At 44.8% G+C, this 386-nt stretch carries 1 rRNA gene; it reads left to right on the forward strand.

Annotated features, from left to right (window positions below):
- Positions 1 to 96: ribosomal RNA gene (locus L3V42_RS18105) — 16S ribosomal RNA — on the forward strand; the annotation flags it as partial.
- Positions 97 to 386 lie beyond the last annotated feature (290 nt).

The raw sequence follows: 386 nt of genomic DNA on the forward strand, positions 1-386 counted from the left end.
ACCATTTGGAGCCAGCCGCCGAAGGTGGGACCAATGATTGGGGTGAAGTCGTAACAAGGTAGCCGTATCGGAAGGTGCGGCTGGATCACCTCCTTTCTAAGGATATAAATAAGAAAGCGCAAGTGGCCGTTTAGCAACGTACAAACTGGAGCACTTTGGAATGAGATAAAGGAAACACAGCGACCAACGGGAGCTGATGTTGACTTATCGATTGGAAAAGTGTGAAGTTTGCTAGTTGCTGGCCACTGGAGCTAGACTATTTCGGAACATACTGGGTTGTTTGGTTCAGTTTTGAGAGAGTAAATCTCTCTATTTGTACCTTGAAAACTAAATAAGAGTAACAACGACATCATATTAAAAGGCTGAAGCGACCGTTTTTGGGAGCT

It is taken from the genome of Oceanobacillus alkalisoli, from assembly GCF_022213125.1.
Lineage (GTDB): Bacteria > Bacillota > Bacilli > Bacillales > Amphibacillaceae > Oceanobacillus > Oceanobacillus alkalisoli.